Genomic DNA, 26,725 nt, shown 5'->3' on the forward strand with positions numbered 1-26,725 from the left:
GGTGCCAAGGTCATCACTCCCCCTCCTCGGCCACGGGCCCGGCCGGGTGGGCGGACCCCCATGACGGAGGAGCGGCCCGCCGTCTCTGCCGGCCCCGATGAGCCCCGACTCACCGGGCCAGTGGAGCGACCACCCAGCGACGTGTGGTGAACCCGCTGCCTGCCTGGGCGTTGTAGGCCCAGACCTGGACATCGGCGTCCTCGTGGGCGTACCTCAGCGGTGATGCCGTCGCGAGACTCCTCGCCCGCTCCCCGTTTCCAGCGGGCGAGGCGGCCCCAAAATGTCACCGCCGGAGGGATTTGCCCAGCTCGCATTCCGGCCATAGCGACTGCGCCACGGGCATATCGCGCCGCCTCACCCGGCGCTGTGGTGTGGGCGGCACCGGTCGCACGGGCAGCGCCCCCCGCCCCGAAAATGGGCTGCGGTCCACGGTGCGAACCGCCCACACTGTTCGTATCGGACACCGCGCACCAGCGCGCCCCGCTCGAACACCCACCTGGAGCCACTGCGTGCAGGCAGCCGTCACCGTCACCCCCGCCCGTGTACCGGAGCTGCTGCTCGGTCTCGCGACCGTGCGGCCGGTCTTCGTCTGGGGCGCCCCCGGCATCGGAAAGTCGTCCCTGGTGAGGGAGTTCGCCGAGTCCCTGGGTCTGGAGTGCGTGAGCCTGCTGGGTACGCAGCTGGCGCCGGAGGACCTGATCGGCGTACCGCAGATCCGCGACGGCCGTTCCGTCTTCTGCCCGCCCGAGGCCATCGCCCGCGACGAGCCGTACTGCCTGTTCCTGGACGAGCTGAACGCGGCGACGCCGGACGTCCAGAAGGCCTTCTACTCGCTGATCCTCGACCGCCGCATCGGCAACTACGAGCTGCCGGCGGGCTCGATCGTGATCGGCGCCGGCAACCGCGCGACGGACAACGCGCTGGCGCGCCCGATCGCCTCGGCGCTGGTCAACCGGCTCACGCATGTGCACCTGGAGGCGTCCCCGAAGGACTGGCTGGTGTGGGCGGCGGCGAACGACATCCACCCGTGGGTGCTCGACCACCTCACCGACCGCCCCGACCACCTGTGGTCCAAGCCGCCGAAGACGGAGGAGCCCTTCTCCACTCCCCGCTCCTGGCACATGCTCTCCGACGCGCTGCACTCCTTCGGCCCGACGCTCGACGAGACCACCCTGAAGGTGATCGCGCACGGCACGCTGACGCCCGCGCACGCGGTCGCCTTCTGCGGCTATGTGAAGATCGTCCGCAGCCGGTTCGGCATCGAGGCCATCCTCAAGGGCGAGGCCCGCTGGCCGAACCGCGTCGAGGACCGCGACCTGCTGTACTACCTCGCGGAGTCCTTCCGCGGCCGCCTCATCAAGGAGCTCCCCGCCAGCAAGGAGCACGTGAGCGCCAACGGCCGGCAGGCCGCGTACCGGGCCAAGTCCCTCCTCGTCCAGCTCGCCGAGATCTCCGTCGAGGTGGCCCAGACCGTCATCGCCTCGGACCGCGACGGCAACCCGGTCCTCCCCGCCTGGTTCCTGGTGGAGGCGGCCCGCGACATGCCGCGACTGGTGGAGGCACGGCGGTGAGCCGTGCCCGCAAGCGGGCCGCCGCCAAGCCGGACCCCGCCACGGAGGCGTTCCTGGCCGGGATGAGGCTGGTGTCGGCCAACCCGGCACTCGCCGCGCTCCCCTGCAAGCCGTGCCGTGTGGAGACATGCGGGGTGGCGCCGCGGGACGGGCTCGTGCGGATCGACTCCAACGGGCACCTGCACGCGCACCCCACCCGCAGGGCCGAGCCCGCCGAGTGGGCCTGGGCCGTCGCGCACGGGCTCATCCACCTCGGCTTCGGGCACGTACCGGCCCTGTCCGTCGAGCGCGAGCAGCCCGACCGGTTCGACCTCGCCGCGCGCTGCGCCGTCGTCAACCGGTTCCTGCTCACCTTCCCGGTCGGCCGCACCCCCGACGACCTGCCCGCCTCCTACCCGGGCGGCGACGAGGAGCAGCTCGCCGCGCGCTGGCGCCGCGACGGCATCCCGCCGGCGTACGCGAACTGCGGCACCGCGGGCGGGGAGCCGGACCAGTTGCTCCTGCGCTGGGACGACGGAACATGGCCGCCCGCCGGTCAGGCCCCCGACTGGCAGCTCGCCTTCGCGCACGCGCTCACCCGGACCATGCGCACCGCGATGGACATGGCGGGCGGCCGCCGCGACTCCATGACCGGCGCGCCGACCCCGCTGCGCCCCTGGGAGCGGGCGCTGAGCTGGTTCGTGTCCTCGTACCCGCTGCTCGGCGGCATCGCGGCCGGTATCACCCTCGTCGCGGACGCCGAACTCGCCCGCGCCCACGGCATTTCCGTCGCCGCGGTCGACACGGAGGCGGCCGAGATCTACGTCAATCCGCTGCGGGAACTCGACGACGAGGAGTGGCGGTTCGTCCTCGCGCACGAGATGCTGCACGCCGCACTGCGCCACAGCGACCGCTGCGGCGGCCGCGACCCGTACCTCTTCAACGTCGCCTGCGACTACGTCATCAACGGCTGGCTGCGGGAGATGCAGGTCGGCACGATGCCCGAAGGGCTGCTGTACGACCGGGAGTTGAAGGACCTCTCGGCCGAGGAGGTGTACGACCGGATCGCCTCCGACCTGCGCGGCAGGCGACGCCTCGCCACCCTGCGCGGGAAGGGCGTGGGAGACATCCTCGGCGGCCCCCTCGGCTCGCCCCGCGACTATGTGGACCTCGACGAGTTCTACCGCCGCGGCCTGAGCCAGGGCCTCGACCTGCACCAGGGGCAGGACCGCGGCCTGCTGCCCGGCGGACTCGTCGAGGAGATCCGTGCGCTCAGCCATCCGCCGCTGCCCTGGGACGCCCGACTGGCCCGCTGGTTCGACGAGTTCGTGCCCCGCCCCGAGCCCGTACGGACGTATGCGCGCCCGTCCCGCCGTCAGGCGGCAACTCCCGACATCCCGCGCGCGGGACGCTATTTCCCGCCCGAGGAGATCGCCCGCTGCACCTTCGGCGTCGTCCTCGACACCTCCGGTTCCATGGACCGCACGCTGCTCGGCAAGGCGCTGGGTGCGATCGCCTCGTACGCCGAGGCCCGCGACGTACCGGCCGCACGCGTCGTCTTCTGCGACGCGGCCCCGCACGACGCGGGGTTCCTGCCCGTCACGGAGATCGCCGGGCGGGTACGGGTGCGCGGCCGCGGCGGCACGGTCCTGCAGCCCGGAATCGACCTGCTGCACCGTGCCGAGGACTTCCCGCCCGGCGCGCCGGTCCTGGTGATCACCGACGGGTACTGCGATGTGCTGCGGGTCCGCCGCGAGCACGCGTACCTGATTCCACAAGGTCGTTCGCTGCCGTTCACCGCACGGGGGCCGGTCTTCCGCGTGTGCTGAGCCGGAGTGTGATCGGATAGTGCTACGGATCCCGGAACCGGGACCTGATCGAAAGGGATTCCTCGTGGCTACCTCGCGCTCCGCACACACCGTGTGGGAAGGCAATCTGTTCAAGGGCAACGGCGTCGTCACCTTCGACTCCTCCGGCAGCATCGCTGAGCAGCCGGTGACGTGGGCGTCGCGCGCCGAGGAGGCGAACGGCAAGACCAGCCCGGAGGAGCTGATCGCCGCCGCTCACTCCAGCTGCTTCTCGATGGCCTTCTCGAACATCCTCGACAAGGCCGGCACCCCGCCGACCAAGCTGACCACCTCGGCCGACGTGACCTTCCAGCCCGGCGAGGGCATCACCGGCATCCACCTCACCGTCGAGGGCACCGTGCCCGGCCTCGACGAGGAGGCCTTCGTCGCCGCGGCCGAGGACGCGAAGGTCAACTGCCCGGTGAGCCAGGCGCTGACCGGCACGACGATCACGCTGTCGGCGAAGCTCGCCTGACGTTCGCACCTCCACCGATGCCGCGCCCCTGTGAGGGGCGCGGCATCAGTGCTTCCAGGGGTTGACAAGAAGGCACTCAAGTTTTGTGATGGAGGTCAGGAAGTCCTGGCGGAAGGGGACGGACATGGCGCGTGCGGTCGGGATCGATCTCGGTACCACGAACTCGGTGGTGGCCGTGCTGGAAGGGGGTGAGCCCACCGTCGTCGCCAACGCGGAGGGCGCGCGCACCACGCCCTCGGTGGTGGCCTTCGCCAAGAACAACGAGGTCCTCGTCGGCGAGGTCGCCAAACGGCAGGCCGTGACGAACATCGAGCGCACCGCGCGCTCCGTCAAACGCCATATGGGCGACCCGAGTTGGCGGTTCCCCGACAGCGGCACCATCGACGGTACCCGCTACCGGGCGCAGGAGCTGTCCGCGCGCGTGCTGCAGAAACTGAAGCGGGACGCCGAGGCGTATCTCGGTGAGGACGTCACGGACGCCGTGATCACCGTGCCCGCCTACTTCGACGACACCCAGCGCCAGGCCACCAAGGAGGCCGGCGAGATCGCGGGCCTCAAGGTCCTGCGGATCATCAACGAGCCGACGGCCGCGGCCCTCGCGTACGGGCTCGACCGCGGCGAGGAGCAGACCGTCCTCGTCTTCGACCTGGGCGGCGGCACCTTCGACGTCTCGCTCCTTGAGATCGGCGAGGGCGTCATCGAGGTCAAGGCCACCAACGGCGACACCCAACTGGGCGGCGACGACTGGGACCAGCGGGTCGTCGAGCACCTCGTCAAACGCTTCAAGGGCTCGTACGGTATCGACCTCGGCCAGGACAAGATGGCGCTCCAACGCCTGCGCGAGGGCGCCGAGAAGGCCAAGATCGAGCTGTCCTCGTCCACCGAGACGACCATCAACCTGCCGTACATCACCGCCACCGGCGAAGGCCCGCTGCACCTCGACGAGAAGCTGACGCGTGCTCAGTTCCAGGAACTCACCGCCGACTTGCTCGACCGCTGCAAGAACCCCTTTCACCAGGCGGTCAAGGACGCGGGCGTGAAGCTCTCGGCGGTCGACCACGTCATCCTCGTCGGCGGCTCCACCCGGATGCCCGCGGTGACCGAGCTGGTCAAGGAACTCACCGGCAAGGACCCGCACAAGGGCGTCAACCCGGACGAGGTCGTGGCCCTCGGCGCGGCCCTCCAGGCGGGTGTCCTGCGCGGTGACGTGAAGGACGTCCTCCTCCTCGACGTCACCCCGCTGTCCCTGGGCATCGAGACCAAGGGCGGCATCATGACGAAGCTCATCGAACGCAACACGACCATTCCCACGAGGCGTTCGGAGATCTTCACCACCGCCACCGACAACCAGCCGTCGGTCGGCATCCAGGTCTTCCAGGGCGAGCGTGAAATCGCCGCGTACAACAAGAAGTTGGGGGTCTTCGACCTCACCGGCCTGCCGCCCGCCCCGCGCGGGGTGCCGCAGATCGAGGTCGCCTTCGACATCGACGCCAACGGCATCATGCACGTCTCGGCGAAGGACCTCGCCACGGGCCGCGAGCAGAAGATGACCGTCACGGGCGGCTCCGCGCTCGCCAAGGACGACATCGACCGCATGATGCGCGAGGCCGAGCAGTACGCCGACGAGGACCGCAGGCGCCGCGAGGCGGCCGAGACCCGCAACCAGGCCGAACAACTCGTCTACCAGACGGAGAAGTTCATCCGCGAGAACGACGAGCGGATCCCGGCCGACACGAAGACCGAGGTCGAGTCCGCCATCACCGAACTGAAGGGACTCCTGGAGAGCGCGGACGGCGCCGACACGAGCACCCTGCGCACCGGCGTCGAGAAACTCGCCACCGTCAGCCAGAAAATGGGCCAGGCGATGTACGCCCAGACCCAGCAGCCCCCCTCGGAGGACCAGCCCGACCAGCAGCCCGGCACCGAACAGCCCGCACCGTCGGACGAGGAGGGCGTGGTCGACGCAGAGATAGTCGACGAGGAGAAGGGCAGCGAGAACACGAAGGGCGGCGCGGCCTGAGCCCTCCAAGGGGCGCCCCCTGGAGGGGCGCGGGGAACTGCGCGACCAGCCCACGACGACCGTCAGCCAACAGACAACCGGAATCCCGCTCCCCCCGCGGAGCGAACCGTCAGAAGTCCGCCCGGCGCTCCCGAATCAACTCCACGGTCCGCTGGGCGGTCGCCGCCCCGGTCGTCATGTGGTCCAGGACCTCCAGATGCGCGGCGACCTCCTTGCGCGAGTCGAGATAGAGCGCACCGGTCAGATACTCGCTGTAGACCATGTCCGGCAGCTCCGGCTCCGCGAAGCGGAACAGCACGAACGGCGCGTACGTCCCCGGATGCGGGCCGGCCTCGAACTCGGCGATCTGCAACGTGATGTGGTCGTTCTCGACGACCTCCAGCAGATGGTCCAACTGGTCCGCCATCACCTCGGGCCGGATACTGACCGGCCGCCGCAGGACCGTTTCCTCCATGATCACCCACAGGTGGGGAGGGTCGTTTCCGGTCAGCAGTTTCTGCCGGGCCAGCCGCAGCGACACATGGCGTTCGATCTCCTCGGGCCCGGTCTGCCCGACCGTGCCCGCCTCCAGCACGGCACGCGCGTACTCCTCGGTCTGCAACAGCCCCGGCACGAAGTGCGGCTCGTACGACCGGATGATCGAGGCCGCCTGCTCCAGACTCACATGCAGACTGAACCAGTCCGGCAGGACGTCGTGGTAGCGCTGCCACCAGCCGGGCTGGTTCGCCTCCTCGGCCAGCGAGACGAAGGCCGCGATCTCGTCGTCGGGCACGCCGTACGTCGACAGGAGCACCTGGACGTACGGGATCTTCAGCGCGACCTCGGCCATCTCCATCCGGCGGATGGTCGCACCCGTGACACGCAGGATCCGCGCGGCCTCGTCCCTCTTCAGACCGGACGCCTCACGCAATTCCTGAAGCCGTCTTCCCAGCACGACCTGCCCAACGGTCGGCGCCGGACGCCTCTCACTCACGCCACGCCTCCCCATGCGCCGAGCATGGCCAGAAGTGTGCCATGTTCCCGCTCAACCCTCACGTGATCGGGCGCGTCATCTTCACCTCTGCCCTTTCCCTCCTCTTCCGGTGCCCTCACCTCCGCCATTACTTCGTGGGTAATCGACCGGCTCCGCGGCGCCCGGCATGGTGGCCATACCGGTTCCCGGGCCGGCGCACTCCGGTCCGGGAACCGGGTCCACCGACCTGCTCCGACCCGACCTCGACGGAGGGTGATCCGCCATGTCCGCAACCCAGCTCGCATCGCTGGCCCGCACCACCGAGCCGCAGACCATGCTGCGCCGCTTCCTGGCGCTCGACGCCGCGGTGACCGGCGCGAACGGCATCGCCTACCTCACCGTGTCCGGCCCGCTGGGGCGGCTGCTCGGCGTCGACTCGGGGCTGCTGCGCACGCTCGGCCTGCTCCTCACGGTGTACGCGGCGGGCGTCGCCTGGGCGGCCTCCCGTCGCCGGCCGCCGGTCTTCCCGGTGCGGGCGGTGATCGAGATCAACCTCGCCTGGGCGGCCCTGAGTTTCGTCGCGCTCGCCGTATGGCTGTCACCGAGTACCGCGGGAGCGGTGTGGGTGCCGGTGCAGGCGCTGACCGTGGCGGGGTTCGCGCTGCTGCAGTACGCGGCGCTGCGGGCCGTCCGGAACGACTGACGAAGGATCGGCTGACGAAGGAACGACTGCCGAGGGAACGGCTGACAGAGCCTCAGGACATCAGCGAGTGCAGGTACTTGACCGTCGCCGGGTCGGCCGGGAGCAGCGTCTCGATGGCCAGCTCGGCGACCGTCACGTCCATGGGCGTGTTGAACGTCGAGATGGACGAGATGAAGGACAGCACCAGGCCGTCGTGCTCGATCCGCATCGGCAGCGCGAATTGGGGCACCTGCTCCACGGGTTCCCCGTCGCTCTCCGCGGAGGAGTGTTCCTGCAAAGAGGGGTGCGGATACCCAGCGACCTCCTCGTACAGCGCGCGCAGTGGTTCCGAGCGGCGCAGGGCGATGTCCCGTTCCATCTGGGCCAGCAGATGGCCGCGCCACTCGCGCAGATTGCGGATCCTGGGCGCCAGGCCCTCCGGGTGCAGCGTCAGCCGCATCGCGTTGAGCGGAGGCGCGAGCAGGTGCTCGGGGAGACCGTCGAGCAGCATCGCGATGCCCCGGTTGGCGGCGACGACGTTGTACGTGGCGTCCACGACGAACGCCGGGTAGGGCTCGTAGCCCTGGATCAGCCGCTCCACGCCCTCGCGCAGCGCGTCAAGGGCCGGGTCGTCCAGCGGGGTCTCCGGGTAGTGGGGCGCGTAACCGGCCGCCAGAAGAAGGGAGTTGCGCTCCCGCACCGGTACGTCCAGGTGCTCGGCCAGCCGCAGCACCATCTCCTCGCTCGGCCGGGAGCGGCCCGTCTCGATGAAGCTGATGTGCCGTGCCGACGACCCGGCGCGCAGCGCCAGCTCCAGCTGACTGACCCTGCGCTGCTCCCGCCAGCCGCGCAGCAGCGGGCCGATCCCCTTGTCGGCGCCGGATGCCGTGCCGGACGCCGTGCCGGATGCCGGGGCGGACCTGGCGGTGGACCCGTTGGCGGATGCGGCGGCGGTCATGACACGACCGTAGTCGATGCGCGGCCCGCGGGTCGATGAGCGGCCCGCACGGCCGAAACGCATACCCCGGTGGGGGTCGGGAACCCACCTGACCAGGGCCGAAACAGCCGGACTGTGGCACGCTGAAGAGATCCGCACGTCATGGCCGAAGAGAGCCGAAGAGAGCCGAAGAGAGCCGAAGAGATTCGTACGTCAGGGAAGGAGCGAGCTCATGCCCGTCGAACCGCTGTCGCAGAAGGACATCGAGGAGCGTCTCGCGGAGCTGCCGGGCTGGTCGCTCGACGGAGACCGGATCGCCCGCTCCTACCGGCTCGGCTCGCATTTCGCGGCGGCCGCGCTGGTCGTGCACATCGCCCAGGTGCAGGACGAGCTGGACCACCACTCCGACCTCACCCTCGGCTACAACACCGTCTCCCTCGCCGTGAACACGCACAGCGTGGGCGGCGCCGTCACCGAGCTGGACCTCGACCTGGCGCGCCGGGTCGAGGAGCTCGCCCCCGCGCACGGCGCGAGTTGAGCGCACCGGTGTTCGACTACAACGAGGAGGCCGTGCGGTACGACGCGTCCCGCGGCGGCGAGCCCCGTGCCGCCGCGGCCGCGGATGCCGTACTCGGACTCATCCCCGAAGGGGCGGGCAACCTCCTCGACGCCGCCTGCGGCACCGGGATCGTGACGCGGCGGCTCGCGGAGGCCGGGCTCGAAGTGACGGGCGCGGACGCGGCGTACGGCATGCTGCGGCGGGCCGCCGAGCGGGTCCCGGGACGGGTCGTGCTCGCGGATATCCGCCAACTTCCCTTCCCCGACAGCTCGTTCGGAGCCGTCTCGGCGATCTGGCTGCTGCATCTGCTGGACGACGCGGAACGTGTCGTCGCCGAGGTGGCCCGGGTACTGCGCCCCGGCGGCGTCTTCGTCACGACCGTCGACAAGGCCGCCGCGCACGACGTCGGCAGCGACATCGACGCCGTGATGGCGCCGCGTCCGCGCCGCGCCGCCCGCGACCGCTCGGACCTGGTGGCCTCGTACGCCGCCCGGCACGCCCTGGTCCCGGTGGGACGGTCGAGCTTCCGCGGCCAGGGCCGGTCCCCGGCGCGGGCGGCCGCCGACGTGCGGCGCGGTTGGTACACGCTGCTGCCGCCCGGCGACTCGCTCACCGAAAAGCTGGCGTTCCGCCTGGAGCAGCTACCGGATCAGCAAGTCCCGCGCCCTGACCCGGAGTTCAAGCTCCGGGCGTTCAAGAAGCCTTAGGAACCGTGAACTCCATGATCCAGTTGGTCAGCCACGTCTTCTCGCCGTCCACCGAGAACGCCTGCTCCCAGCGGGCCGTGCTCTCCGAGATACCCGACCACACGTACCGCACCCGCACATCCTTGCCGTCGTGTGTGTCATCGCCGTAGAACTCCCCCCGTCCGTCGGCGAATTGGCCGATCACGGGTGGGAACAGCCGTCCGGAGCGGCTGCTCGACCAGTTCAGCGCCCACTGGTCGGTATCGCGGTCGAACAGCCGCAGCGTCAACCCTTTCCACCCTTGAGCCCGCCCCTGGGCGGGTACGTCCATCTCGTCGATGTTCGCGGCCCCGTCGAAGAGACTCCAGCAGCGGTGCGTCGCCGGGAACTCCTCCCAGGCGCTGTCGGGGTCCAGGAAGTCCGTGCGCCTGCGGTTGGCGATGTTCCACTCACCGACGAGGAAGTCGAAGTCGTGCGGCGTACTCATGAGCGGTCTCCAGTCGTGCCCTCGGGAAGCGAGTCCGCGAGATAGGCGTCGAGGTCGGGAACGTCGGGCGCGAGCAAGTGCCGCACCCAGGCGTCGCGTTCGTGCAGGATCGGCGGCAGCTCCCAGACACAGCCGATCCAGGGCAGCTCCAGGGTGATGAAGTGAGTGGGGTCCCGGTCCGGGCAGCCGAGCACCGGCTGGCCCGCCGAGGCGCCCTTGAAGTGCAGCACGTTGTCCCACACCCAGCTGTACGCGTTGAGGTACGCGCCGTCGTCACCGCCCCGGTGCAGCACCACAAAGGTCGCCGGTGGCGTGCCGTCCGGCTCCGGCAGCAGCTTCGGCAGGATCGCGTACGCCGCCTCCTGGACCTCGGGCGCGATGCCCGCCGGGTCGGCGGTGACGTGGTAGCGCTTGATGTGCCGCCCGGCCACCTCGATGGGCGGCGGCACGGTCAGCAGTTTCTCCGTGAAGGCCATGAGGGGAAGCTAAGGCGGCTTCACTGACACCTCATGTCAGTGAAGCCTGACATTCTGGCCAGGTGAAATCAGCCCGGCTCGTCTCGATCCTCCTGCTGCTCCAGACCCGGGGCCGGATGACCGCCGCAGACCTCGCCGAGGAGCTGGAGGTCTCGGTGCGCACGGTCTACCGGGACGTCGAGGCGCTGAGTGCCGCCGGTGTCCCGCTGTACGGCGACGCGGGACACGCGGGCGGCTACCGGCTCCTCGACGGCTACCGCACCCGCCTCACCGGACTCACCGCGGGCGAGGCGGAGGCCCTGTTCCTCGCGGGCGCGCCCGGACCCGCCGCCGAGCTCGGACTCGGTCCTGTCCTCGCCGCCGCCCAGCTCAAGGTGCGCGCCGCCCTGCCGCGCGAGCTGCGCGAGCACGCCGACCGCGTCAGCGGCCGCTTCCACCTCGACGCGCCCGGCTGGTACGCGGACGCCGACAGCGGGGGCGCCCCGTACCTCCCCGCCGTTGCCGACGCCGTCTGGAACAGTCGCGTACTGCACGTCCGCTACCGCCGTTGGCGCGAGCCCACCGACGTGGAGCGCCGCCTCGAACCGTACGGACTGGTCCTGAAGGCAGGCCGCTGGTACGTGGTCGCGGGCCCCGGGCCGCGCACCTTCCGCGTCGACCAGATCCTCGAACTGGCCGCCGCCGACGAGGAGTTCACCCGCCCCGAGGACTTCGACCTCGCCGCGTACTGGACCGCGTACCAGCGGGACTTCCACGACCGGCTGTACCACGGGGAGGCGGCCGTCCGGCTCGCCCCGGGAGCCGTCGCGCGGCTGACCGGGCCCGCCGCCCGTGCCGCCCGGGCCACCGGCCGCCCCGACCCGGCGGACGGCTGGACCCGTGCCACCCTCCCGATCGAGTCCCTCGCCCACGCCCACGACGAGTTCCTGCGCCTCGGCACGGACATCGAGGTCCTGGAACCGGCCGAGCTGCGCGAACGCATCGCCGGGACGGTCGCGGCACTGGCCCGCAGGTACATCGCAGAGACTGTAGAGAGCGCTTGCTAAAAGGCGGCAACTCCCGTGCCACCGGCGGCGACTGAGAAGGCAGAACCCGTCTGCCCCTCTCAGGAGGTACTCACCGTGCAGCACCCGCATCGCAGACGCAGCAGGACCCGGCTCCTCCTCACCACCGTGGTCACCGGCGCCCTCGCGGCCGCCGGTCTCACCGCGCTCACCGCCTCACCGGCGCAGGCCGCGACCGCCCGCCAGGTCGAGAAGCTCGACCGGGGCGTCGTCAGCGTGTACACCGGCAGCGGCAACCTCGTCAGCTGGCGCTGGCTCGGCACCGACCCGAACGACGTGGCGTTCAACGTCTACCGGGCCGGTACGAAGGTCAACTCGACCCCGATCACCGGCTCGACGAACTACTTCCATTCCGGTGCGCCCAACTCGGCGGACTACACGGTCCGTTCCGTCGTGGGCGGCGTCGAGCAGGGTGACTCGGTCCACGCGATCCAGTTCCGTACCGGATACAAGGACGTCCCCATCACCCCGCCCGCCGGCGGTACGACTCCCGACGGAGTCGCGTACACCTACGAGGCCAACGACGCCTCCGTCGGCGACCTCGACGGCGACGGCGCGCTCGACTTCGTCCTGAAGTGGCAGCCCACCAACGCCAAGGACAACTCCCAGTCCGGCTACACCGGCAACACGATCATCGACGGAGTCAAGCTCGACGGCACCCGGCTGTGGCGCGTCGACCTCGGGCGGAACATCCGCTCGGGCGCGCACTACACGCAGTTCCAGGTGTACGACTACGACGGCGACGGCAAGGCCGAGGTCGCCATGAAGACCGCGGACGGTACGAGGGACGGCACGGGTGCGGTGATCGGCAGTTCGTCCGCCGACCATCGCAACTCCGGCGGGTACATCCTGTCCGGGCCCGAGTTCCTGACCATGTTCAACGGTCAGACGGGCAAGGCGATGGGGACGGTCGACTACGTTCCGGCGCGCGGCACCGTCTCCTCCTGGGGGGACAACTACGGCAACCGTGTCGACCGCTTCCTCGCCGGTACCGCCTACTTGGACGGTGCCCGGCCCTCGGTCATCATGGCGCGCGGCTACTACACCCGTACGGTGATCGCGGCCTGGGACTGGCGCAACGGCGCCTTCACACGCCGCTGGACCTTCGACACCAACTCGTCGACCAACAGCGGCAAGGGCTACGACGGCCAGGGCAACCACAGCCTGTCCGTCGCCGATGTGGACGCCGACGGCAAGGACGAGATCGTCTACGGCGGCATGACCGTGGACGACAACGGCAACGGGCTGTGGACGACGAGGCTCAACCACGGTGACGCGGGCCATGTCGGCGACCACAACCCGTCCCGCTCGGGCCTGGAGTACTTCAAGGTCTCCGAGGACTCCTCCAAGCCCGGTTCCTGGATGGCCGACGCGCGCACCGGGTCCGTCCTCTGGCAGACGGCTACCGGCGCCGACAACGGCCGCGGGGTCGCCGCCGACATCTACGCCGGCAGCGCGGGCTCCGAGGCCTGGTCCGCCTCCGACACCACCCTGCGCTCGGCCGCCGGCGGCTCGCTCGGCCGGGAACCGTCCAGCATCAACTTCGTGAGCTGGTGGGACGGCGACACGACCCGCGAACTGCTCGACGGCACGCGCATCGACAAGTACGGCACGTCCGGTGACACCCGGCTGCTGACCGGCGCCTCGGTCCACTCCAACAACGGCACCAAGGCGACGCCGGCCCTGTCCGGCGACCTCTTCGGCGACTGGCGCGAGGAGGTCGTCTGGGCCACGTCCAACAACACCGCCCTGCGGATCTACTCCACGCCGAACGAGACCAGCACGAAGATCACCACTCTGCTCCACGACACGATGTACCGCACCGCGCTGGCCTGGCAGAACACCGCCTACAACCAGCCGCCGCATCCGAGCTTCCACATCGGCAACGGCATGGCGACGGCGCCGCGACCGACGGTCTACACGCCGTAGGCTTCCTGGATCGAAGGAGGGCGCGTGCTGTCAGCACGCGCCCTCCCGTTCGTCCGGCCCAGGTTGTCAGGTCACCGAGCAGGACTGGTCACCGAGTTTGAAGGCCGCCGGTTTGGCATTGGATCCCGACGAGCTTCCGGTGAAGCCGAAGCCCACCGTCGAACCGGGCGCCACGTTGGCGTTCCAGCCCAGATTCTTCGCCGTGACGCCCGTACCGGACTGGGTGTGGTCGGCGTTCCACATCTGCGTGACCTTCTGCCCGTCCGGGAAGGACCAGCCGAGCGACCAGCCGCTCCAGGCGCTCGTCCCGGTGTTGGCGAGCTGAACATCGGCCTGGAAGCCGCCCGACCACTGACTCGTGATCTTGTACGTCACCGCGCAGGCACCGGTCGGTGTCGGATCCGTACCGCCACCGCCGGTGTCCGACGAGTCGCCGTAGATGACACCGCGCCCGTTCGTCGAGACGTACACGCGCCCGTAGACGCGCGGGTCACCGGTGATGGCGGCCCCCGTCCACCCCCACTGATGGGCGTCGTCGTTGATCCGGGTCCAGGTCGCGCCCTTGTCGGTGGAGCGGAAGATGCCGCGTACGCCGCCGATCTTCGCGCTCGTGTAGAGCGTCTGGTACGAGGCGCCGGCCGCGGCCTTGCCGAAGCCGATCGTGTCGGCCTGCTCGACGCCCGGCAGCTTGGTGAAGCTCGCGCCGCCGTCCGTGGAGTGCCACAGCCCGTACGCGCCGTCGCTCGCGCCGCCCGCCAGCCAGACGTCGCCCTTCGTACCGGGCAGCGCCTTGAAGCGCACGCTGTCGCCGCTCGGCAGCCCGGCCGCGGACGAGGCCGTGAAGGTCGCGCCGCCGTCCGAACTGACGTAGAACTTCCCGGACTTGAAGCCGTAGAAGGTCTTCGGGTCGACCCGGTCCGACTCCACGATTGCGCCCGCCGGAATCCCGCTCGACGCCGACCACGACGTACCGAAGCCGGTCGCGTACTGCACGCCCGCGCCCTCCGGACTCCACACGAAGCGGCTGCCGTCGGAGGCCGCCGAGACCGTGCCGCCGCCGCTCACGCCCGAAGGGTCGGTGCCCGCGAACCAGTTGGCGCCGTTGTCCGTCGAGAACGCGATGTGCGGACCCGAGTCCAGATTGCCCACCCGTACCACGGTGTTGGGGTTGGACTCGGCGTAGTCGAGACTCGTCGACGTGGTGAAGTTCGGCGAAGTGAACATCATCGAGGGGACCTTGGCGAGATCCGTGTGCCGGAAGCCGCCGATGTCACCCAGCGCGCTGAAGAGCTGGGCACCGCCGGACGGGGGAGCGGCGATGTCGTTGACCGCTGTCTCCTCCAGGCCCTGCACCATCGGCTTGACGGTGAACTGGCCGCCGCTGTCCCACTGGTCGAGGTTCTCGGTGCCGTAGATCGTCGCACCCGTCCCGTACATCATCCGGGCCGAGTTGAACGGGTCGATCTCCAACGCCTCGGTCATCCAGCCGAGTTTGGGTGTCTGTTCGGGGGGTGAGGGGTTGGCGCCCCAGGTCAGCCACGGTGAGGACGAGACGTCCATCGTGAAGCGGTTCGAGCGGTTGGGGTACGAGGTGTAGTCCCAGGCCTTGGTCCAGGTGCCGCCGCTGTTGGTGGAGCGGAAGATCTGCGTGTCCGGGTACCAGGAGCTGTACGCGGTCGCCATCACCGTGCCCGGCTTCTGCCGGTCGACCGTCAGCCCGCTGAAGCCGTAGTACGTGTCGGCCTCCGCGACCGGGCTGATGTTCGTCCAGGCTCCCGTCGCCGTCGCGTACCGCCACAGCTGGCCCTTGCCGCCGTCGTACGGGCCGCCCTTGTCGCTGTACGCGAGGTAGAGGTAGCCGTTCTCGGCGTCGAGGACGCCCTTGTGGGCCAGGTAGCCGGTCGGCTGACCGGCGATGCGGGACCAGGTGGCGCCCGCGTCGGTCGAGCGGTAGACGGCGTTGTCCTTGTCGGCGACCCCGACATAAATGGTCTGGGTGGCGTTCGTGCCCGTGCCGGTCGACTCGTCGAAGGTGACCCAGGCGATGCCCTGGTTGTCGGAGGCGTAGCCGCTCGTGTCGGTCGGATCCTGCGCGTAGTTGCCGACGTTGGGGAAGTTCGTCACCTGCGACCAGGAGGCACCCGAGTCCGTGGAACGCCACAGGCCCTTGCCGCTCGGCGCGCCGAGGTAGAGCACGCTGTTCTTGTGGGGGTCGACCGCAAGACGCTCACCCATGCCGCGCCCGGGCATGTTGCCGCCCAGCTTGAACGGCAGGTCCGCCTTCTGCCAGGTCGCGCCCCGGTCGGCGGACCTGAGCACGGCCCCGTTGCCGGGGTCCCAGCTGTTCGTGTACGTGCCGACGGCCGCGTACACCTTGTTCGGTGCCACGGAGTCGGAGGCCATGCTCACAACGCCGGTGTGGCCCCAGCGGTCCCAGCCCACCGAGTCGAGCAGCGGGGTCCAGGTCTTCGACGACTCCTGCCAGCGGTAGGCGCCGCCGATGTCCGTACGGGCGTAGGCGAGGTTCTTCTCGGCCCGGTTGAAGACGATGCCGGGGACGAATCCGCCGCCGTCGATGCGGGCGTTCTTCCAGGTGTACGTGTCGGCGGCGATGGATATCGAGGGTGCGGCCTTCTCGACCGACTGCGCGGCCAGCGCGGGGGGTGTGCCGGCGATCAGCCCGGCCGCGAGGCTGAGCACGGCCGTGAGGACGGGGGTTCTTCGCACGGTGCTCCCTCTCCTTGCATGTGGGGGGTGGAGGTGCGAAAGGCCGGGCGGTCCCCGGTGGGGACCGCCCAGGCACGGTGCAGCCGCGCGCCATCGGGGCGCGAAGAACTGCGCGACCAGCCACGGATTACCCGCGGCTTCCGTACCGCCTTCCCGCGGAGCGATCAGCAGGGGCTATTCGAGGAGCTCCGCGTATGAACCCATGGCGAGGGCTATGTCCGCCTGGGCCCAGAACCGGTGGTACGTGAAGGAGGGCGCGGCTCCGCCCGCCAGGTAGGACTCGATCTTCGACCAGGCCGGGTCGTCCTCGTAGAAGGAGCGGATCGAGTCGAAGGTGGACGAGGAGTTGATCGGGTCGCCGTTCGGCATGTCGCCGGTCCAGCCGCTCGGGATGTACAGGCCGTCGTCGAAGCGGTTGTAGTCGGCGCGGGTCTCCGGGACGGCTATGCCCAGCGCGTCCTGGTTGTTCGCCCACATGCCGTCGAGCAGCGCCTTCGCCGTCGTCTTCGCCTCGGCGTCACCGGACCGGTCGGCGTAGTACGTCAGGGTCTTGGCGTACGCGGCCGCCACGCCCACGTCGTTGGTGTAGTCGGCGACGGTGACGTGAAGTCCTGTGTTTCCACTGGGACTTGAGGCGTTCCAGGTGTCAGGCTTGCCCGACCACTGGAGGGTGTTCGGGATGCGGAAGCTGCCGTCGGGGTTGACCGTGGTCTTGGACAGCGCCCAGTCGACCCACTTGTCGAGGACGACCTTGGCGTCCGCGTCACCGGTCTGCTGGTAGTACTCGGCGACCCGCTCCATGGACCACGCCTGGAAGCCGAACCACTGGTTGGACGGCGGGTCGTGGTAGACGGGCTTCTCGTCGTAGAACATGCCGTAGAAGGTCGGCGTACCGGCCGGCGGGGTGGCATGACGGCCGCCCCAGCTGTTGGTCGCGCCGCCCGCGATGGCACCCTCGCTCGACTGCAGCCAGCGGTAGAACTCCAGCTGCCGGTCGAGGGACTTGGCCCAGTCCGCCTGTCCTGTCGCCGACTTGGGCTTCAGGTCGGCGTACGAGCTGAGCGCGTACGCGGCGAGGGGGTTCTGGTAGCCGCCGTGGGTGTGGCTGGAACCGATGCGCCAGGACCAGCCCGCCGAGGTGTCGGTGGCGCCGCCCCAGGCGTAGTACCAGGACATCAGGTAGTGCGAGGAGTCCTTGCCGGTGCCTGCCGGACAGGTCGACGGACCGACGCAGTTGCCGATTTTCTTGAAGTACTTGTCGTACATGGAGTAGCGCAGATAGTCGCCCATCTTCGCGGCCTTGCCGAGGGTCCCGGCGATCTCGGAGCCCTTGCCCTGCTCCTCGGCCCAGATGTCCGCCCAGTACGCGGCCTGCACGGCACGCGCGTCGGCGTCGGGGGCGTTGGTGAACTTCCACTGCTTGGCGTACGAGGCGTCCTTGGTGAACAGGTCCAGGTAGCCGTTCGTGCCGCCGTAGGTGAAGTTGTCGCAGGTCGGCTGCGGCACGGTCTCCCACACGGACTCCTGCGGCCCGCGCTGGAAGGTGTTGATGTACGACGGCCCGGTGTCGGCCGGGCCCGCCTGGCACTTGCCCGGCGAGTTGCCGTAGCCGTAGACGTTGTCGACGTCCTGCAGCCAGTGCATGCCGTACACGTCGTCCGTGCCGTATGCGCTCTTCAGCTCCGCCGCGATCGGGTCGGGGCCGACCGAGACACCGGTGTCCAGCTGCGACGGGTACTCGTTCGGGGTGTCGTACTCGGGCGCGTACGTCGCCGGCTTCGAGGGGTTGTAGAAGGAGTTGGTCGGCTGGTCGGCCTTCGTGGGGATCATGAACTTCTCCATGATGTCCCAAGCCCCGTTGAACCGGGTCCAGTCGCCCGTCACCTTGCCGTACATGGCCTGGAGCCACAGCAGATAGCTGTACGCCTCCGACGTCGTCTCATGGCCGTGGTCGGGCGCCTCGACGATCAGCGTCTCCACCGAGTGGTACGGGATGCCCTCGGGGGAGAAGTAGCCGTTCGCCGGGTTGGTGATCTTGCCGTACATCTCCAGGAAGCGGGCGTCGTACTCCTTCGACGCGGCGAGCTGGGTGACGGTGACCGCGGCCTTGGCATGGCCGGTGGCCGTCGACTCGAAGCTCGCCGAACCGGTCCCGGAGGTGTCGGCGGTGATGGTCACCTTCTGCGCCGTGTTCCAGTTCGACGGGGTGAAGGTGAGCGAGCCGCCACCGGTGACGGACAGGCCCGTGTTGCCGCTCGCGCGAGCGGTTGTCACGGTCACGTTCGCCGACGGCTGGGTCGAGAGCTTCACGTCGTACGTGCCCGTCTTGCCCTGCTGGACGCCGAGTTGGGTCGGCGAGACCACCACGGCGGGACCCGAGGCGACCGTGATGCCGACCGGGGTGGACTCCGCCGACGCGCCCAGGCTGTCGTACGCCTTCGCGAGCAGCGAGTGACTGCCCACGGCCAAGCCGGTGGCCGAGAGCGTGTAGGGCGAGGTGGTGTCGGTGCCCAGCAGCTTCGTGTCGTCGTAGAACTCGATCTTGCTGATCGTGGCGTTGTCGGCGGCCGCGGCGGTCGCGGCGAGCGGGACCGCGTCGCCCTGCGAGTAGACGGCGCCCGCGGCGGGGCTGGTCAGCACGGTGATCGGCGGCTGGTGGGCGCCGGTGCAGGCCGTGCCGTTGATGGCGAAGGAGGTGGGGGCGGCGTTGCTGCCGCTGTAGGTGAACTGGGCGCCCGCGGTGACGGCGGCCCCGACGGCGATCGTGCCGTTGTAGGAGGCGTTCTTCACCGTGACCGTCTTGCCGGACTGTGACCAGGTGCCGCTCCAGCCGTTGCTGAGCTGCTGGTTGCCCGCGTAGTCGTACGTCAGGGTCCAGCCGCTGATGGCCTCCGTGCCGCGGTTGCTGAGTGTCAGCTCCGTGGTGAAACCGGAACCCCAGTCATTGGTCTTGTAGTCGACACTGCACTGAACTGCCGCCGCTTGTGCGGGAGTTGTACCAGTGGCGAGCATCGTGATCGGGAGAGCGAGGGCCGCCACCACGGCGGTCCACATCCGCCGCGCGATGCGGCGTCTGCGTCTGGGTGCCATGTTCTGGTTCCTCTCCTTGCGGCTCGGAGACGGGGGTGGAGCAACAAGCCTTGAACCAGTGGGAGCGCTCCCATATTGATGAGGGGGGTGCAAGGGGTCAAGGTGTTTGAAGAGTCGAAATGATTCGATAGATCAACAGTGCAACTCCTCTGTCCTTTACCCGCACTTGGCGCTAGCTTCATCCGCACCAGTGGGAGCGGTTCCATCAGTCGACACGTCCGTCACGACGTGTCCGAGCTGCAAGGACTCGCTCATGCGACACCCCCCGCGTCTACCTCGTTCAGCGGTCGGCGCAGCCGCGCCCGCTTTTGTGGGCATCGCGGTCGCGCCGGTCGGCACGGCTTCAGGAGCCGCACCCGCCTGCACGGTGGAGTACTCGGTCACCAGTCAGTGGGACGCCGGTTTCCAGGGTGCCGTCAAATACTCGATCGACCTGAGTCAGTGGCTGACGTACAAGCCCACTGATCCGGCGGGCAATCTCGCCGCCGCCTGGCACGTCTACAACTTCAACTCCTGCTCCAACGAGAGCTGCTGGGACGACACGCTCGCACCCGTCGCCGCCCAGGTCCCGCTCGTGGCGGGCGAGATCGGCGAGAACTCCCGCGCACACTCCTTCATCGACCGCGTCATGAAGTGGTCGACGACCGGAACCTCTCCTAGCTCGGCTGGACCTGGAGCACCTGGAACTGCGACTCCGGGCCGGCCCTGATCTCCAACTACGACGGCACGCCCACGTCGTTCGGCACCGGGCTGCGCGATCACCTGCGCGCCCTCAACGAATAGATCGCAACAGACAGATCTCAACGAAGAGATAGGACCCCCCGCACATGAGCCGTACCAGAACAGCATTACTGGCGGCGCTGGCGCTCGTTGCCGGCACCGCGGGCGCCGCAGTCGCGGCGATACCCTCGGACGTCGGCGTGACCGCCGTCCCCTGCACCGTCGACTACAAGGTGCAGAACCAGTGGGACACCGGCTTCACCGCCGCGGTCACGGTCACCAACAACACCGCGGCCAAGTCGAGTTGGGCCCTGAAGTGGTCGTACGCCGGAAACCAGAAGGTCACCAGCGGCTGGAACGCGAAGCTCAGCCAGAGCGGCACCGCGGTCACCGCCGCCAACGAGAGCTACAACGGCACGATGGCGACCGGCGGTTCGATCAGCTTCGGCTTCAACGGCACCTACAGCGGCACCAACGCGATGCCCACGACCTTCACCCTCGACGGCGTGACCTGCAACGTCGACGGAGGCGGCGGCCCCACGGACCCGCCGGACCCGGCAGGGCCCAAGGTCGACAACCCGTACTCGGGCGCCAAGGTGTACGTGAACCCGGAGTGGGCGGCGAAGGCCCGCGCGGAGACCGGCGGCAGCCGGATCGCCAACCAGCCGACGGGTGTATGGCTCGACCGGACCGCCGCGATCAACGGCGTGAACGGCGGCATGGGCCTGCGCGACCACCTCGACGAGGCGCTGGAGCAGAAGGGCTCCGACGAACTGGTCGTCCAGCTCGTCATCTACAACCTGCCCGGCCGTGACTGCTCGGCCCTCGCCTCCAACGGCGAGCTCGGCGCGACGGAGATCGACAAGTACAAGACTCAGTACATCGACCCGATCGCGGCGATCCTCAAGGACGCCAAGTACGCGGATCTGCGGATCGTCACGACCGTCGAGATCGACTCGCTGCCGAACCTGGTCACGAACGTCACGCCGCGTCCCACCGCCACTCCCAACTGCGACACGATGAAGGCGAACGGCAACTACATCAAGGGCGTCGGCTACGCGCTGAACAAGCTCGGTGACGCGCCCAACGTCTACAACTACGTGGACGCCGGACACCACGGCTGGCTCGGCTGGGACACCAACTTCGGGCCCTCCGCCGACCTCTTCAAGCAGGCCGCCACCGCCGAGGGCGCGACCGTCGCCGATGTGCACGGCTTCATCGTGAACACCGCCAACTACAGTGCCTTGAAGGAAGACCACTTCAAGGTCGGCGACTCCGTGGGCGGCGCCTCGGTCCGTACCTCGAGTTGGATCGACTGGAACCAGTACGTCGACGAGCTGTCGTACGCGCAGGCCATGCGCAACCACCTCGTCTCGATCGGCTTCGACTCCAAGCTCGGCATGCTGATCGACACCTCCCGCAACGGCTGGGGCGGCACGGCCCGGCCCACCGGTCCCGGCGCGACGACCAACGTCAACACCTACGTCGACGGCGGCCGTTACGACCGGCGCATCCACCTCGGAAACTGGTGCAACCAGTCGGGCGCGGGCCTCGGCGAACGCCCGCAGGCGGCGCCGGCGACCGGCATCGACGCCTACGTGTGGATGAAGCCGCCGGGTGAGTCGGACGGTTCGAGCACCGCCATCGACAACACCGAGGGCAAGGGCTTCGACCGGATGTGCGACCCGACGTACACCGGCAACCCGCGGAACAACAACAACATGTCCGGCGCGCTGGCGAACGCGCCCCTGTCGGGGCACTGGTTCTCGGCACAGTTCCAGGAGCTCATGAAGAACGCGTACCCGGCACTGTGACGCTCCGCCGGTGTGGCGTCACCTCGGTTGAGGGTTCGTCCGCCGGCTGAGTGTGGCTGGTCGCGCAGTTCCCCGCGCCCCTTCCGGGGCGTGGGGAACTCTTGCTGTTTCCGCAAGGCGAGTGGCCGTTTCCGGGAGTCGCGTAGCACGCTGGACGCACCCCGAACGAGAGGTTCGCAGCCATGGCACACGACCAGGACCACGGCCACAACCACGGCCACAGCGACACCCACATGGACTTCGCCGAGATGCTCCCCCTGCTGGAGCAGGAGGCCGAGCTGTTCACCCCCGTCTACACGCAGGCGGCCGGCTGGCTGCGGGACCAGCACCCGGAGCCCGAGCTGATCGTGGACGCGGGCAGCGGCCCCGGCGTCATCTCCTGCCTCCTCGCCGATACGTTCCCGTCGGCGCGGGTCGTCGCCGTGGACGGAGCGGCACCTCTCCTGGAACGGGCCCGCGCCCGTGCCGCCGACCGCGGGTTCGCCGATCGCTTCAGCACTCTGGAGGCCGAACTCGCCGACGGGCTGGGTGACTTGGAGTACCCCGCCGACCTCCTGTGGGCCAGCAGGTCCCTGCACCACGTCGGCGACCAGCGGGCCGCCCTCACCGGCTTCGCCGACCGGCTCGCACCCGGCGGCACCCTCGCCCTGCTGGAGGGCGGCCTGCCCTCGCGCTACCTCCCGCGCGACATCGGCATCGGCCGCCCCGGCCTGCAGGCCCGCCTGGACGCGGTCCAGGAGGAGTGGTTCGCGCGCATGCGGGCCGAGCTGCCCGGCGCGGCGGAGGAGACCGAGGACTGGCCCGCCCTGCTGACCGCGGCCGGGCTTCGTCACTCCGGGACGCGCTCCTTCCTGCTCGATCTGCCCGCGCCTCTCTCGGACGAGGGTCGCGCGTTCGTCGCCACGAGCCTCGGCCACCGGAGGGAGGGCCTCGCCGACGGTCTCGACGCCGATGATCTCGCCACGCTCGACCGGCTCCTCGACCCGGACGACAAGGCGAGTGTGCATCACCGGCCGGACGTGTTCCTGCTGACGGCGCTGACGGTGTATGTCGGGGTCAAGGCTTAGCGCTTCGCGCGGGTCGGTGGGCAGAGTGCGGGTTGTGGGGGCTGGTCGCGCCCACGCGGCGGAGCCGCACAATGTCACAGTCCCGCGCCCCTGCAGGGCTGCGCCCTGACGAGGCCGTTGTCGGCACGGGTTGACATCGAGAGCGCTCCAAGTGATGGACTCCCCTCAATTCGTCGGACTTCGGCGGACACGACTTGGGGGAACGCATGACTGACTCACCGGTGGCACTGATCACGGGCGGCGGCAGCGGTATCGGGGCGGCGGTGGCGCGGCAGTTGCTCGATGCCGGGCACCGGGTGACGGTGACGGGGCGCGGGGAGGAGCGGCTGCGCGGGTTCGCCAAGGAACTCGGTGAGCCGGAAGGCCTGTTGACCATCGCCGGGGACGCGGCCGATCTCGACCACGTCCAGGCGGCCGTCGAGGCGACCGTGAAGGCGTTCGGGCGGCTCGACACCGTCGTCGCCAACGCCGGGTTCGCCACGCACGACACCGTCGCCGAGGGCGATCCGGCCGGCTGGCGGGACATGGTGCTGACCAATGTGCTCGGGCCCGCGCTGCTCATCCGGGCGTCGATCGACCAGTTGAAGGAGACACGCGGGCGGATCGTTCTCGTCGGCAGTGTCGCCGGGCACATCCACGGTCCCGGCAACATCTACGGCGCGACGAAATGGGCCGTGACCGGGCTCGCCGAGAACACCCGGCGACAGGTCACCGAGCACGGCGTGGGCGTGACCCTGATCTCGCCCGGCCGCACGGAGACACCGTTCTGGGACAACTACGGCAGCCTGCCGCCCGGGCATCTGCTCACCTCGGACCAGATCGCCGACTCGATCGTCTGGGCGATCCGGCAGCCGGTCGGCGTCGATGTGAACAGCGTGACCATACGGCCGATCGGCCAGCCGGTCTGAGTCGCAGGAGCGGCGGGAGCGGCGGGATCAGGGGGAGCAGGGGGAGCAGGGAGGACAACGGGGGCAACGGGCGTCCGGCTCGGCATCGTGGTGCCGGGCCGGGCGCTCGGCGTACTCAATTGTTCTGGAGGAACCGCTTCGCCAGCGTGTCCCCCAGGGACACCGCCGCGCTGTGGCTCTCCAGCGGGGAGACCCGCGAGCCGGTGAACAGGATGTACGTCACGCCCGAGCCGGTGCCGCCGGTCGCCGGATCGGGGTCGATGCCGAGGGCTCGGGCGGTGGCGTACGAGGCTTCGCCGATGATCTTCGTGGGGCCGGTGTCGCCGACGACCGCGTACTGGACCTGATCGCCGTGGACGACAGCCACCACGCTGCCGCCCTTGATGCCGGCGTTCGCGTAGTTCCAGGTGGCGCTCGGACTGGGCACGACGACGTACGGGAGTTTCTCGGAGTTCAGGGGCCTGCCGTCGGACTGGTGGAACGCGGTGTCGGCCTGGAACCACGGGTCGGTGGATCTGTTGCAGCGGGCGGTGACCTGACCGTCGCAGTCGATGTCCATGTCGGCCTTCCAGAAGACCGCGCCGTTCTTGCCGCAGACGGGGATGGTGGGGGAGACCCCTTGGTCGGTGCGGTACCTGCCGTTGGAGATCTGGGAGCAGGACGTCACCTTGGCGAGGAGGGCTGCGGCGCTGACCGTGCCTTCCTGGGCCTGGGCCTGGGCTTGAGCCTGGTCTTGGGCCTGAAGTGGGGCCGGGCCGGAGGCGGCGTCCGCCGGGAGCGCCACGGTGGCGAGAAGCGCGGTACCGGTGGCGGCGGCGAGGGCCAGTGTCCGAGTGCGCACTGTGGGGGACCCCTTCTGTCAGGAAAGTTTCCTTAACAGACTGGCCCACGTGCGGACCGTTCGCGTGGCGCCGTCAGGCCTCGTCAAGCCCTGCCAAGCCCCGCGATTAGGTGGCCGGCGCACGGGTACCCGGGCGGATCTTGCCTCCGACCCGCGGTGAGGGGAGAGCGCTGTGCCCCGCCGGTCCATGACCCAGTCCACGACGACGGCACCCACCGAGGCGCCGAACCGTGCCGTCAACCTGCTTCCGCGCGGCCCCCGTTGGGGACAGGCGGCCGGGGCGGTGTCACTTTCCCTGTCGCCTGTCTGCCTCGACCTGTCGGGCACGGAAGCGGGCACGGCGTCGGTGTACCGCTGTCTACTGGCGCTGCCCGTCCTGCTGATTCTGACGGTCCCCGAATACCGCCGCGAAGGGCCTCCGCCGCGCCGCCAGGTGGCCTACAGCCTCGCCGCCGGAGCGCTCTTCGCGGGGGACATGGTCCTGTGGACCAAGGCGATCGCCGAGGTCGGCGCGGGTCTGTCCACGGTGCTGGTCAATGTGCAGGTGGTCCTCGTGCCCCTGCTCGCCTGGATCGTGGACCGGGAGCACGTGGGCCGCCGCTTCCTGGTCTGGCTGCCCGTGATGATGGCGGGCGTCGTCCTCACGGGCGGACTGCTGGAGAGCGGCGTGAGCGGCAGCGACTCCACCGCGGGCACCGTCCACGCCGTCCTCGCGGCCCTGTGTTACTCGGGCTTCCTCTTCCTGCTGCGCCGCGGCGGCTTCCACGGGCACGTCCGTACGGCCTACACCGTGGTGATCTTCTCCTCCACCGTCTTCTCCGCACTCATCGGCGCGGCCTGGGGCGCTCTCGACCTCGCCCCGCCCTTGGGCGCGCTGGGCTGGCTCGCGGTGGCGGCACTGAGCAGCGGGGTGATCGGATGGCTGCTGGTAGCCGTGTACTCACCGCGGCTGCCCAGCCACGTAGGAGCGGTCCTGCTCCTTCTCACCCCGGTGGGCGCGCTCGCCCTGGGAGCGCTGGTACTCGACGAGCGGCCCACGCCCCTGCAGTGGGCGGGCTGCGCCCTGATCCTCGCGAGCGCGTACGCCACGGTGCGCGGGCACCGTGGGACTTCGACGCCGGCGAGGTCGGAGCGGAACGGTCAACGGCCCAGCTTCGCCTCCTTGTTCGCGCGCCGAGCGAACACCTCCTCGCGGCGGTCGGCCATCTGGCGCAGGGCTTCCCTGCGGTCCCGCTTCGAGAGACGGTCCAGGTAGAGGTGGCCGTACAGGTGGTCGGTCTCGTGCTGGAGGCAGCGGGCGAAGTAGTCGGCGCCCTCGATGACCAGGGGGTTGCCGTGCTGGTCGTAGCCGCGGGCCACCGTGTGGTCGGGGCGGGGCACGGACATGCCCGCACCGGGCACGGAGAGGCAGCCCTCGGTGTCGTCGAGCAGGTGGCGGGCGGTCGGGGCGGGCTGGTCGAGGACCGGGTTGACGAGGTGGCCGACGTGGCGGACGCCGCTTTCGTCCGGACAGTCGTAGACGAACAGCCGTAGCGCGACGCCGACTTGGTTCGCGGCGAGGCCGCAGCCGTCGGCGACGTACATCGTCAGGAACAGGTCGTCGATCAGAGTGGCCAGCTCCGGTGTGCCGAACTCGGTCACCTCGCGGCACGGCCGGTGCAGGACCTCCTCGCCGACCTCGGTGATCCGGCGCACCGAACCGCGCCGGGCCTCGGGAGCGAGTGACGGGTATCCGTCGACCGGCTCACCCTGTACACGGACTCGGCGGTCGACGGGGGCTGGTCGCCCGGGGCGTACGGACACCGCGATCATCACCCTTCCTGAGCTCATGTCTGATCTCACGCTTGCCAACTTCTTTGCAAAGTAGCAGACTTTGCAAAGTGACCGAAGAGGA

The 26,725-nt window shown here is 69.7% G+C and carries 21 protein-coding genes and 1 pseudogene; 14 read left to right on the top strand and 8 right to left on the bottom strand.

Annotated features, from left to right (window positions below; translation table 11 throughout):
• The first annotated feature begins 509 nt into the window (after positions 1–509).
• From AB0I18_RS09650 to dnaK, 4 genes are all read left to right on the top strand, one after another.
• Positions 510–1,571 (top strand): MoxR family ATPase, encoded by a 1,062-nt coding sequence (locus tag AB0I18_RS09650; RefSeq protein WP_363104853.1) that lies wholly within the window; start codon positions 510–512, stop codon positions 1,569–1,571.
• 62 nt (positions 1,572–1,633) lie between these two features.
• On the top strand, positions 1,634–3,379 hold the full coding sequence (locus tag AB0I18_RS09655) for a hypothetical protein (RefSeq protein WP_363104977.1): 1,746 nt from the start codon (positions 1,634–1,636) through the stop codon (positions 3,377–3,379).
• Positions 3,380–3,443: 64 nt separating this feature from the next.
• Complete coding sequence (locus AB0I18_RS09660) at positions 3,444–3,872, top strand: OsmC family protein (RefSeq protein WP_363104854.1); 429 nt, start codon at positions 3,444–3,446, stop codon at positions 3,870–3,872.
• A 124-nt stretch (positions 3,873–3,996) separates the two neighbouring features.
• Positions 3,997–5,892 carry a molecular chaperone DnaK gene (gene dnaK / locus AB0I18_RS09665; protein ID WP_363104855.1) on the top strand — a complete coding sequence of 632 codons (1,896 nt, stop codon included), beginning with the start codon at positions 3,997–3,999 and terminating at the stop codon, positions 5,890–5,892.
• Between the two features lie 109 nt (positions 5,893–6,001).
• On the opposite strand, the gene AB0I18_RS09670 is transcribed toward dnaK, so the two are convergent.
• Positions 6,002–6,865: a helix-turn-helix transcriptional regulator gene (locus tag AB0I18_RS09670; RefSeq protein ID WP_363104856.1), complete on the bottom strand. Its 864-nt coding sequence runs from the start codon at positions 6,863–6,865 to the stop codon at positions 6,002–6,004.
• Positions 6,866–7,127: 262 nt separating this feature from the next.
• Here AB0I18_RS09670 and AB0I18_RS09675 point away from each other — a divergent pair, with 262 nt between their 5' ends.
• A complete protein-coding gene (locus AB0I18_RS09675) occupies positions 7,128–7,547 on the top strand; it encodes a hypothetical protein (protein ID WP_363104857.1) in 420 nt (139 codons plus the stop codon).
• 52 nt (positions 7,548–7,599) lie between these two features.
• On the opposite strand, the gene AB0I18_RS09680 is transcribed toward AB0I18_RS09675, so the two are convergent.
• Entirely contained in the window at positions 7,600–8,484 is an 885-nt protein-coding gene (locus AB0I18_RS09680) for a helix-turn-helix transcriptional regulator (RefSeq protein WP_363104858.1), read from the bottom strand.
• Positions 8,485–8,695: 211 nt separating this feature from the next.
• Here AB0I18_RS09680 and AB0I18_RS09685 point away from each other — a divergent pair, with 211 nt between their 5' ends.
• Both AB0I18_RS09685 and AB0I18_RS09690 read left to right on the top strand, forming a co-directional pair.
• Complete coding sequence (locus AB0I18_RS09685) at positions 8,696–9,001, top strand: 4a-hydroxytetrahydrobiopterin dehydratase (protein WP_363104859.1); 306 nt, start codon at positions 8,696–8,698, stop codon at positions 8,999–9,001.
• 8 nt (positions 9,002–9,009) lie between these two features.
• Complete coding sequence (locus tag AB0I18_RS09690) at positions 9,010–9,729, top strand: class I SAM-dependent methyltransferase (protein ID WP_363104978.1); 720 nt, start codon at positions 9,010–9,012, stop codon at positions 9,727–9,729.
• On the opposite strand, the gene AB0I18_RS09695 is transcribed toward AB0I18_RS09690, so the two are convergent.
• Complete coding sequence (locus AB0I18_RS09695; protein ID WP_363104860.1) at positions 9,716–10,195, bottom strand: hypothetical protein; 480 nt, start codon at positions 10,193–10,195, stop codon at positions 9,716–9,718. The two genes, AB0I18_RS09690 and AB0I18_RS09695, sit on opposite strands and share 14 nt — an antisense overlap.
• A complete protein-coding gene (locus AB0I18_RS09700) occupies positions 10,192–10,671 on the bottom strand; it encodes a hypothetical protein (RefSeq protein WP_363104861.1) in 480 nt (159 codons plus the stop codon). Before AB0I18_RS09700 ends, AB0I18_RS09695 begins: the two co-directional genes overlap by 4 nt.
• A 62-nt stretch (positions 10,672–10,733) precedes the next feature.
• On the opposite strand from AB0I18_RS09700, the gene AB0I18_RS09705 reads away from it, so the two are divergent.
• Together AB0I18_RS09705 and AB0I18_RS09710 are read left to right on the top strand one after the other, a co-directional pair.
• Complete coding sequence (locus tag AB0I18_RS09705; protein WP_363104862.1) at positions 10,734–11,717, top strand: YafY family protein; 984 nt, start codon at positions 10,734–10,736, stop codon at positions 11,715–11,717.
• Positions 11,718–11,792: 75 nt separating this feature from the next.
• Positions 11,793–13,664 (top strand): rhamnogalacturonan lyase, encoded by a 1,872-nt coding sequence (locus AB0I18_RS09710; RefSeq protein WP_363104863.1) that lies wholly within the window; start codon positions 11,793–11,795, stop codon positions 13,662–13,664.
• Positions 13,665–13,730: 66 nt separating this feature from the next.
• Here the strand turns inward: AB0I18_RS09710 and AB0I18_RS09715 are convergent, their stop codons facing one another.
• Together AB0I18_RS09715 and AB0I18_RS09720 are read right to left on the bottom strand one after the other, a co-directional pair.
• Entirely contained in the window at positions 13,731–16,391 is a 2,661-nt protein-coding gene (locus AB0I18_RS09715; RefSeq protein ID WP_363104864.1) for a cellulose binding domain-containing protein, read from the bottom strand.
• A 174-nt stretch (positions 16,392–16,565) separates the two neighbouring features.
• Positions 16,566–19,481 (bottom strand): glycoside hydrolase family 48 protein, encoded by a 2,916-nt coding sequence (locus tag AB0I18_RS09720; RefSeq protein WP_363104865.1) that lies wholly within the window; start codon positions 19,479–19,481, stop codon positions 16,566–16,568.
• A gap of 421 nt (positions 19,482–19,902) precedes the next feature.
• Here AB0I18_RS09720 and AB0I18_RS09725 point away from each other — a divergent pair.
• The 4 genes and pseudogenes from AB0I18_RS09725 to AB0I18_RS09740 all read left to right on the top strand — a co-directional run.
• Positions 19,903–20,264, top strand: a pseudogene (locus AB0I18_RS09725) (cellulose-binding protein); the annotation flags it as partial.
• Positions 20,265–20,308: 44 nt separating this feature from the next.
• Complete coding sequence (locus tag AB0I18_RS09730; protein ID WP_363104866.1) at positions 20,309–22,015, top strand: glycoside hydrolase family 6 protein; 1,707 nt, start codon at positions 20,309–20,311, stop codon at positions 22,013–22,015.
• Positions 22,016–22,197: 182 nt separating this feature from the next.
• Positions 22,198–23,082 (top strand): class I SAM-dependent methyltransferase, encoded by an 885-nt coding sequence (locus tag AB0I18_RS09735; RefSeq protein WP_363104867.1) that lies wholly within the window; start codon positions 22,198–22,200, stop codon positions 23,080–23,082.
• Between the two features lie 206 nt (positions 23,083–23,288).
• Positions 23,289–23,990, top strand: a complete 702-nt coding sequence (locus tag AB0I18_RS09740) for an SDR family oxidoreductase (RefSeq protein WP_363104868.1) — start codon at positions 23,289–23,291, stop codon at positions 23,988–23,990.
• 115 nt (positions 23,991–24,105) lie between these two features.
• On the opposite strand, the gene AB0I18_RS09745 is transcribed toward AB0I18_RS09740, so the two are convergent.
• The gene (locus AB0I18_RS09745; protein ID WP_363104869.1) at positions 24,106–24,831 is read right to left on the bottom strand and encodes a glycoside hydrolase family 75 protein; all 726 of its coding nucleotides are present in this window, start codon (positions 24,829–24,831) and stop codon (positions 24,106–24,108) included.
• A gap of 172 nt (positions 24,832–25,003) precedes the next feature.
• On the opposite strand from AB0I18_RS09745, the gene AB0I18_RS09750 reads away from it, so the two are divergent.
• Positions 25,004–26,086, top strand: a complete 1,083-nt coding sequence (locus AB0I18_RS09750) for a DMT family transporter (protein ID WP_363104870.1) — start codon at positions 25,004–25,006, stop codon at positions 26,084–26,086.
• Here AB0I18_RS09750 and def read toward each other — a convergent pair.
• Positions 25,972–26,643 carry a peptide deformylase gene (def, locus tag AB0I18_RS09755; RefSeq protein WP_363104979.1) on the bottom strand — a complete coding sequence of 224 codons (672 nt, stop codon included), beginning with the start codon at positions 26,641–26,643 and terminating at the stop codon, positions 25,972–25,974. The genes AB0I18_RS09750 and def overlap by 115 nt on opposite strands.
• Positions 26,644–26,725: the final 82 nt, after the last annotated feature.

Origin of the sequence: Streptomyces sp. NPDC050704, from assembly GCF_040654355.1 — a bacterium.
Taxonomy (GTDB): domain Bacteria; phylum Actinomycetota; class Actinomycetes; order Streptomycetales; family Streptomycetaceae; genus Streptomyces.